Origin of the sequence: Mesorhizobium ciceri biovar biserrulae WSM1271 (genome assembly GCF_000185905.1) — a bacterium.
In the GTDB taxonomy this organism is placed as follows: domain Bacteria; phylum Pseudomonadota; class Alphaproteobacteria; order Rhizobiales; family Rhizobiaceae; genus Mesorhizobium; species Mesorhizobium ciceri.
Genome location: NC_014923.1, coordinates 6256011 through 6264489 on the forward strand (window position 1 = coordinate 6256011; position 8479 = coordinate 6264489).

General features: G+C 60.8%; 10 protein-coding genes. 7 read left to right on the top strand and 3 right to left on the bottom strand.

Annotation, left to right across the window (positions count from 1 at the left end):
* Positions 1-7: 7 nt before the first annotated feature.
* Both MESCI_RS30095 and MESCI_RS30100 read right to left on the bottom strand, forming a co-directional pair.
* Entirely contained in the window at positions 8-526 is a 519-nt protein-coding gene (locus tag MESCI_RS30095; RefSeq protein ID WP_013533685.1) for an A24 family peptidase, read from the bottom strand.
* Positions 527-698: 172 nt separating this feature from the next.
* The gene (locus MESCI_RS30100) at positions 699-881 is read right to left on the bottom strand and encodes a Flp family type IVb pilin (protein ID WP_013533686.1); all 183 of its coding nucleotides are present in this window, start codon (positions 879-881) and stop codon (positions 699-701) included.
* A gap of 334 nt (positions 882-1215) precedes the next feature.
* Here MESCI_RS30100 and MESCI_RS30105 point away from each other — a divergent pair, with 334 nt between their 5' ends.
* The 3 genes from MESCI_RS30105 to MESCI_RS30115 all read left to right on the top strand — a co-directional run bounded on the left by MESCI_RS30105 (position 1216) and on the right by MESCI_RS30115 (position 3013).
* Positions 1216-1638 (top strand): pilus assembly protein N-terminal domain-containing protein, encoded by a 423-nt coding sequence (locus tag MESCI_RS30105; protein ID WP_013533687.1) that lies wholly within the window; start codon positions 1216-1218, stop codon positions 1636-1638.
* Between the two features lie 137 nt (positions 1639-1775).
* Positions 1776-2357, top strand: a complete 582-nt coding sequence (locus MESCI_RS30110) for a TadE/TadG family type IV pilus assembly protein (RefSeq protein ID WP_013533688.1) — start codon at positions 1776-1778, stop codon at positions 2355-2357.
* Positions 2358-2395: 38 nt separating this feature from the next.
* A complete protein-coding gene (locus MESCI_RS30115) occupies positions 2396-3013 on the top strand; it encodes a TadE/TadG family type IV pilus assembly protein (RefSeq protein WP_013533689.1) in 618 nt (205 codons plus the stop codon).
* Between the two features lie 34 nt (positions 3014-3047).
* Here the strand turns inward: MESCI_RS30115 and MESCI_RS30120 are convergent, their stop codons facing one another.
* Positions 3048-3968, bottom strand: coding sequence for a phosphate/phosphite/phosphonate ABC transporter substrate-binding protein (locus tag MESCI_RS30120; RefSeq protein WP_063169997.1), 921 nt, complete (start codon positions 3966-3968; stop codon positions 3048-3050).
* Positions 3969-4219: 251 nt separating this feature from the next.
* Here MESCI_RS30120 and MESCI_RS30125 point away from each other — a divergent pair, with 251 nt between their 5' ends.
* The 4 genes from MESCI_RS30125 (at position 4220) to rpsT (ending at position 7698) form a co-directional block, all read left to right on the top strand.
* Positions 4220-5461, top strand: coding sequence for a phosphopentomutase (locus MESCI_RS30125; protein ID WP_013533691.1), 1242 nt, complete (start codon positions 4220-4222; stop codon positions 5459-5461).
* A complete protein-coding gene (mutM, locus tag MESCI_RS30130) occupies positions 5454-6344 on the top strand; it encodes a bifunctional DNA-formamidopyrimidine glycosylase/DNA-(apurinic or apyrimidinic site) lyase (protein WP_013533692.1) in 891 nt (296 codons plus the stop codon). Before MESCI_RS30125 ends, mutM begins: the two co-directional genes overlap by 8 nt.
* A 131-nt stretch (positions 6345-6475) precedes the next feature.
* A complete protein-coding gene (locus MESCI_RS30135; protein WP_013533693.1) occupies positions 6476-7249 on the top strand; it encodes an enoyl-CoA hydratase in 774 nt (257 codons plus the stop codon).
* Positions 7250-7431: 182 nt separating this feature from the next.
* On the top strand, positions 7432-7698 hold the full coding sequence (rpsT, locus tag MESCI_RS30140; RefSeq protein WP_013533694.1) for a 30S ribosomal protein S20: 267 nt from the start codon (positions 7432-7434) through the stop codon (positions 7696-7698).
* Positions 7699-8479: the final 781 nt, after the last annotated feature.

Sequence of the window (8479 nt, forward strand, 5' to 3'; positions counted from 1 at the left end):
ATCGTGGTCAGGCCGCCAGCCTGGCCAGCGCCCATATCATCAAAGGCGAGTCCGGATAGGTCAGCAACCCGCCAAGGCCGAGCGCGACGCCATAGGGAACGCCTTTTGCCTCGTCGGCGAAATGGCGCAGAAACGGATTTTGGCCGGTAACGGCCGCAAGCATCGACTTCCGGTAGAGGATGATCGCGAGCGTCAGCAGGCCGCCGATGATTGTCGAGGCGACAAGATACTCCACGAGATTGACATTGAGGCCCATCCACATCGCGGTTGCGGCCAGAAGCTTGGCGTCGCCGCCGCCCATGCCGCCTATTGCAAACAGGCCGAACGTCACGGCCAGGACCAGGGCGCCGGCGGCGAAATGTCCGCCATAGGCCGCCCAGTCCATGCCTGTAAGGGGCGCGACCAGCGCGAAAACGACGACGAGCAGCACCGGCACGCGGTTGGCGATCGTCATCGACAGCATGTCGGAGATCGCGGCAAACAGCATGCAGAACGGAAAGACGACGAAGATCAGGGCTTCAAGCATCGGCGCCACGCCTATTGTCCGATTTTATTGGGCTCAATCTAAGATATGTTCGATTAACGATTGATGAGGCCAGGAACGAAAAGACGACCTATATTGGCAGCGGCATAAAAAAGGCCGCCACGCGGCGGCCCTTTTCCAGAAAATGCGATGCAAGTGCTCGGCGATAAGCCGATCAGCTGCCGGTCGGCGCGTTGTTCAGGGTGCTGCCAATGTTGGTGAACTTGGCATTCAGCGCATTGCCGAGCGTGCCGGCGCCAGTGATGATGGCGAGCGCGATGAGAGCGGCGATCAGACCATATTCGATAGCGGTCGCGCCGGATTCGTCCTTCACAAAACGTGCGATGAGATTAGACATTCGAGAGCTCCTACTCCACGTGTTACAGCACTTCCGTCAACTTCTGTGATGGTTGATCGGATGCTGCCAATCTAGGGAGAAGCTCTTTCGATCGGCTTAAGAAACAGCCTTACCGATTCCTTTCCCGGTTCGAACATATTGCGTGGTTAACTTCGGGCTAAAGTACCGCCGCGCCTTCCAGTCCCAGGTTTGGCAGGCTTGCGCCCCGACTGGACCGCGCCTCGCGGGGCGCCCTTATCGGCCATTGCAGGATTGGCAACATCGCAGGCTTAACCGTTGGTTCACCAATCTCGTTCATGTTCCGTTGATCAGTCCGCCTGCGTGGAGCGCCTCAATGGCCCAGCCGAGATCGTCAATCCTGATTGCCGCGCTTCTTGCCGTCTCGAGCTTCGTCGCGCCCGCCATGGCCGGCGCCGGCATCGAGGTCACGATGAACCAGGCCAAGATCGTCAAACTGTCGCGTCCCGCAGACACCATCGTGGTCGGCAACCCGGCAATCGCCGACGCTTCCGTGCAGGACGCTTCGACGATCGTGCTCACCGGCAAAGGTTTCGGCGTCACCAATCTGGTCGTGCTCGATACCGACGGCAGTCCCATCGTCGATGAGCAGGTTACCGTCGTGCGGCAGGCTGCTTCGTCGGTGCGCATCTATCGGCGTGCCGAAATCCAGACGATGTCCTGCACGCCGTATTGCGAAAGCTCCTACAAGAGCGAAGCGGAGAAGTCTTCCGAGGCGGAGATGAGCGTCAGCCGATAGGTGGCGTGACCGGCTGCCGGTGCGGTTATTGGCCGGTTAAGAGGCCTGCGCCGACTTTAACGATCATCCAAACCGGACCTCAATCGGTTTGCGTTAATGGTCCTTCCGAGACCGCATAGAGATCGGCAGGATCGGACATGAGCAAGGGATACGGCCGCGCAGGCGACCACAAAGTGAGATGCCCAAGGTTTTTCGCCCGTTTTCTTCGTGACCGGCGCGGCGCCACGGCAATCGAATTCGCGATCCTTTCAGTCCCCTTCGCGCTGCTTGTCTTCGCCATTCTGGAAAGCTGCATCTCGTTGGCCGCGCAGGAAGTGATGGCCAACATCACCGACGATGTCGCGCGCAAGCTTCGCACCGGCCAGTTGAGGGCGGTTGACGTCGCCGGAACCAACTTGCGGGACATGATCTGCACAAAACTGCAGATCATCGTTTCCCAGGATTGTCCCAATCAACTGCTGGTGGATCTTCGCCAATATACATCGTTCGCGGATGCGGCCACGGCCGGCTTCAAGATCCAGAACGGCGATGTCGTATTGACGAAAGGCACCGCAACCCAGTCGTTTTCAGTGACAGCGGGTGCGGCGGAGTCGAGGAACATGCTGCGGGTCTTTTACAAATGGCCGATCATGACCGACCTGCTGGCCAAATCAATGGGCGGCAACAAGACGCTGCACTTCGCATCGGTGACCTGGCAGAACGAACCGTTCGACAACTGAGCGGAATGCACGAGCAGTATAAGAAAAGGGCAATGGGCATGATGCGTGCGGGGGCACATCTTATGATTACGGGAGTTTGGCGGAAAACAAGTCTGTTCTGGTCCGATCGTCGTGGCATCGCGGCGGTCGAATTCGCGTTGATCATGCCAATTCTGCTGATCATGTATTTCCTCACAATGGAAGCGTCGCAAGCCATCGAGACCAGCAAGAAGGTCAGCCGTATCGGCAGCATGGTGGCCGATCTCGTCACCCAGCAGACAAGCGTCCTCAAGGCAGATGTCGACGCCATCATGCAGATCGGCAGCGTCACCCTTCAGCCCTACAACCGCTCAAATCCGACCATCACCGTCACGGCAATCCAGGTCTCGGCCGATGCGACGAGGGCACTGGTGGTGTGGTCACGCAAATTGGTAGCCGGCGTCGCCAGCCCTGGCGCCGCCGCCACCACCGAGACAACGATCCCGGCGTCGCTCAGAGTCGCCAACACTTTTCTCATCCGCGTTGAAAGCAACCTCGGCTATACGCCGGTCATCGCGTGGAGCGCGAGCAGTCAACAGAAGCTTGGGCTGACCTCGGCTTTCAGCAACATAACCATGGGCGAAACCTATTTTCTGCGCCCCCGCAGAAGCGTGACGATCCCTTGCAGCGACTGTTGAACAGAGGCAGCCAGGCGTGCGCAGGCCGCTCCAGCTACTGCTGCGGCCCACGGTCCGAAACGAAGCGCACGATAGCAGCGGCCATCTCGTAGTCTTTTGGCGCCACGGTGGCGAAGCCGCCGGAATGTTTCGATTCCAGGAGATCGTAGATATCGGGCGTCGTCGACTTGAGGTTGGTGAGGAACACGGCAAGCCGGCGCTTGGCTTCGGGGTCGAGATCGCTGCGGACCGCATGGGGGCCGTATCTCAACAGGCCCGACGTCCATACGATCCGAAGCGCCGTCACCGAGAGCCCTGCCGCCTCCAACCTCGCCTGCGTGCCCGACGGTTCTCGCGGGCCGTCGGCAGCGGCCGTCACCCAGCCGAACAGGCCATCGGCTTTGCCGTCGACCAGCATCGTCTCGGCCGCCGCGGCCGAATCGGCATGGACCAGAAACGGTGCATCTTCCGCGATCTTGCGGCCTTCCGCCGCCAACGCCGCCAATGGCAAGAGAGAACCGCCGACGCTGTCAGGAGGCGCCATGGCGATACGATGGCTGTCCATCGCCGCAAGGTCGGGCAGCTTGCCGTCCCGCGTCAGCAGAACCGAGCGGATGCCGATCGCGCCGTCTGAATCGACCGGAGCCACAAGCGGTTCGATACATAAGCAGCGCTGCGAGGCCGTCGCATATGCGGTGGCCGAATAGATCGCATATTCGATGCGGGCATTGGCCTGCGCCTCGATCAGCGCGGCATAGTTGCGGGCAACGACAAACTCGACCTTCATGCCCAAGGCCTTGGTGTAGGCGTCGGTCAACAGTGCCAGCCCCGGAACGGAGTTGCCGGCGCCTGGCTCGGCAACGATGCCGATGCGAAACGTGCCGATATCGTCGCGCCAGTCGGCATGCGCCGGATTTGACCAGAGCGCGACCTGCGCCAGCATGAGAGCGGCATAAGTCTTCAGCGCAACCCTCATGACAGGAACCACGGTCTGTTGTCCTCGATTCATGCCCATGCCCGGAGCATTTGTGCATATCGCAGCCCAAAACCGCTGCGCACCGTTGGGCGACATGCATCTCTGTTTGTGCATGTCGTTATCCCAAAACCGCTGCGCACTTTTGGGCGACATGCACCAGACTATCACGCCAAGCCGTTGCCGTTTGGTTTCCGAATTGCCAATGAAGTCGCGGAACCCTATGTCTGGTCGGTCAAACTGGCAACAACTCGATGGCACGCGCTTTCCTCTTCGTTCTGGACTCCTTCGGCATCGGTGGAGCGGCCGACGCCGACCGCTACGGCGACGCCGGCGCCAACACATTCGCGCACATCGCAGAAGCCTGTGCAGAGGGCCGCGCGGATCGCGAAGGGCTTCGCAGTGGACCGCTGTTTGTCCCCCAGATGGCCTCGCTCGGGCTTGGCAAGGCTGCCGAAACCGCAACGGGGCTGGGCTTTGCCAGCAGCGGGACGGATCTGCTCCCAACTGCCTTTCACGGCGCCGCACAGGAGGTTTCGAGCGGCAAGGACACGCCGTCGGGCCATTGGGAGATCGCCGGCCTGCCGGTGCGCCTCGACTGGGGCTATTTCCCGGATACGGTTCCCGCCTTTCCGGCCGAACTGACCGAGGCGATGATCCGCGAAGGCAAGGTGCCGGGCATTCTCGGCAATTGCCATGCGCCGGGCACCGAAATCATCGAGCGCTTTGGCGAGGAACACATCCGGACCGGCAAGCCGATCTGCTACACGTCGGTCGACTCGGTCCTGCAAATCGCCGCGCATGAAGTCCATTTCGGCCTCGATCGGCTTTATGAATTCTGCCAGGTGGTGCGCAGGCTGGTTGACCCGCTCAGGATCGGACGGGTGATCGCGCGGCCGTTCGTCGGCGAAACCACCGCCACTTTCGAGCGGACATACAACCGTCATGACTACGCCGTGCCCCCGCCGGAACCGACCCTGCTCGACCGGCTGACGGCGCGTGGCAGCCGTGTCATCGCCGTCGGCAAGATCGGCGACATCTTCGCCCATCGCGGAATTTCGCAAGTGCGCAAGGCGGCAGGCAACATGGCTATGTTCGACGAAGCGCTGGGTGCGATGGATGATGCCGGCGACGGTGACCTCGTCTTCGCCAATTTCGTCGACTTCGACACCGAATTCGGTCACCGCCGCGATGTCGCGGGCTATGCTGCAGCGCTCGAGGCCTTCGACCTGCGGCTGCCGGAGGCATTTGCGAGGCTGCGGCAGGGCGATCTTCTCATCCTGACGGCCGACCACGGCAACGACCCTACCTGGGCCGGGACCGATCACACGCGCGAGCGCGTTCCGGTGATCGGCACTGGACCGGGTCTCAAGGGCGGCGACATCGGACTGAGAACGACATTCGCCGACATCGGCGAAACCGTGGCCGAGCATCTCGGGCTGGCGCCCGGACGCTACGGCACTTCTTTCTATGCGGCGATCGGCGGTCATGCCTGAGTTACCGGAGGTCGAAACCGTCCGGCGCGGACTTCAGCTGGTTCTGGAAGGCGCCACCATCGCCCGCGTCGAGGCGCGCCGACCGGATCTGCGCTTTCCATTTCCCGAGAAATTCGCGCAGCGACTGGCCGGCAAGACGATCACGGCACTCGGCCGCCGGGCCAAGTATCTGACGATGGACCTGGAAGGCGGCCCCGCGCTGATCTGCCATCTCGGCATGTCGGGCTCATTCCGCATCGAGACGGCCGATGGCAGCGACATGCCCGGCATCTTCCGGCACGACCGCTCGAAGAGCTCCAATCACGACCACGTCGTCTTCCATGTCGTGTCTCCGGCCGGTACCCGATCGCGCGTGATCTTCAATGATCCGCGCCGCTTCGGCTTCATGTTGTTTGCGGAAGGACTGCCGGACGTTCATCCGATGCTGGCTGGACTTGGCGTCGAGCCTACGGGCAACACATTGGACGGTGCGCTGCTTTCCTCATTGATGAAGGGGCGGAGATCACCGCTGAAGGCAGCGCTTCTCGACCAGAGGCTGATCGCCGGGCTCGGCAATATCTATGTGTCGGAGGCGTTGTGGCGTGCGGGCCTGTCGCCGCTGCGCGAGGCGGGCACGATCGCCAGGCCCGGAAAGAAAGCCCAGGCCCAAAGCGAACACCTCGCGCAAGCCATTCGTTCGGTGATATCGGATGCGATCGCAGCCGGCGGTTCCTCACTGCGGGACTATATGCAGACCGATGGGTCGCTGGGCTATTTCCAACACGCCTTCGCCGTCTACGACCGCGAAGGCGAGGCCTGCTCCAAGCCCAGTTGCGGCGGCCACATCGAGCGTGTCGTGCAGAGCGGCCGATCGACCTTTTATTGCCGGACATGTCAGCGATGAGTCAGAGCAATTCCAGCAAAAGCGGGGGCGGTTTTCCGTCCGAAATTGGTCAAGACAAGGAGATGGAGCGGTTCTGCGTTTCCGTGAAACGATGAACCGCTCTAGACGAGCGTAAGCAAGGAGAAGCAGCCATGAGCTATGAGACGATCATCACCGAGACGCACGGCAAGGTCGGGCTGATCACGCTGAACAGGCCGCAGGCGCTCAACGCGCTGAACTCCCAGATCCTGACCGAGGTGGTGGCAGCCGTGAACGGGTTCAGCGCCGATCCCGGTATCGGCGCCATGGTCATCACCGGTTCCGAAAAAGCTTTCGCGGCGGGCGCCGATATCAAGGAGATGCAGTCCATCTCCTATGCGGACGCCTACGCCCAAGACTTCTTCGTCGGCTGGGAGGAACTGACGCGGGCGCGAAAGCCTATTATCGCGGCGGTGGCGGGCTATGCACTCGGCGGCGGTTGCGAGCTGGCGATGATGTGCGATTTCATCATCGCCGCCGACACGGCCAAGTTCGGCCAGCCCGAGATCACGCTCGGCGTCATTCCAGGCATGGGCGGGTCACAAAGGCTGACCCGCTTTGTCGGCAAGTCGAAGGCGATGGACATGTGCCTGACCGGGCGGATGATGGATGCCGCCGAGGCCGAGCGTTCTGGCCTGGTGTCGCGGGTCGTGCCTGCCGGTGAACTTGTCGAGGAGGCGCTGAAGGCCGCGGCCAAGATCGCCGCTTTCTCGCTGCCATCGGTGATGATGGCAAAGGAAGCTGTCAACCGCGCCTTCGAGACGACGCTTGCCGAGGGATTGCGGTTCGAGCGCCGGCTGTTTCACTCGCTGTTTGCACTGGACGATCAGAAGGAAGGCATGGCGGCCTTTGCCGAGAAGCGGAAGCCGAATTTCACCAACCGCTGACGCCAATCCCTTGGCTTCGAAGAAGATGGTTGTTGGCCGCCAAAAAGAAGGCCAGGCAGCGTTGACGCGCCGGAAAAGCTGAACTATAAGCCGCACCAACCGAGGCGGCCCTGTGGCAGCCCGTTTGTTTTTTGCGCCCTGCGGCATCCCGCATGCGCCGACCAGATCAGAAGAGAGGCATCATGGCCAATACATCCTCGGCCAAAAAGGCAACGCGCAAGATCGTCCGCCGCGCAGCGATCAACAAGAACCGTCGCTCGCGCGTCCGCACCTATATCCGCCAGGTCGAAGAGGCGCTTGCCTCCGGTGACAAGGCTGCCGCACAGGCTGCCTTCAAGATCGCGGAGCCGGAATTGATGCGCGCCGCAACCAAGGGCGTGATTCACAAGAACACGGCGTCCCGCAAGGTGTCGCGACTGGCTCAGCGGGTCAAGGTACTGTCGGCCTGACATTACTTGCCTAGACTGACGTTCTTCGAACCCGGCCGTTTGTGCCGGGTTTTTTCGTTTGCCGGCAAGCACTTAAAAAGAATGTCCGGAAACGGCGTCTTATGCGGATTTCACAATAGGGAATAGTTTGCCGGCATATGCATGCCTGCTGTTGATCGGCACGCTTGAAAATCGCCGGCCTAATGATTCTTGGCTGTCAAAAATAGCTTATATTTTTCAAACGCTTACAGATGGTGATCCACAGCTTGTCCACACCGGACTGGCCCGATCGGGGAGAAGTCGCTGTCAAGCGAATTATTTCAGAATATTTCTGTCAGCGCCCGGTTTTTCATATTCGCCGGAAAAGGGTTTGAATCACAATGGCTTTGTTAAAATGTGCCGTCGCGGCATGCCACTCGAACCCGCCTCCACTAACCAGATTCCTTAAAAATCCGTTAGACGTGGCCTTGCCCTATCCACAGCGATTTCGGTAGTGTCGATCTATCGAAAGGGACGGGCTCTGGCTCTTAACCCAAGCCTGAATCGGCCAGCTTAAATTGGCGGGATTTGCAACGCGGATCAAGTCCGCGGACGGCTTTGGTTTGTCTTTTTCGATACGGTAGGGGACTGGCGTAACTAGACATGGCAGGTAGACGGCGCGCCGGCGCTCTTTTCGCCGGACGGTGTTGTATTGCCCTGACATACCCAACGCGGACTGGCTTCCATGGGCCGGCACCGGTTCCCACGGATAATGGGCGACGTTCACCTGCCGGCGGCGGCAGCGGACATCGTAGCAAAGACT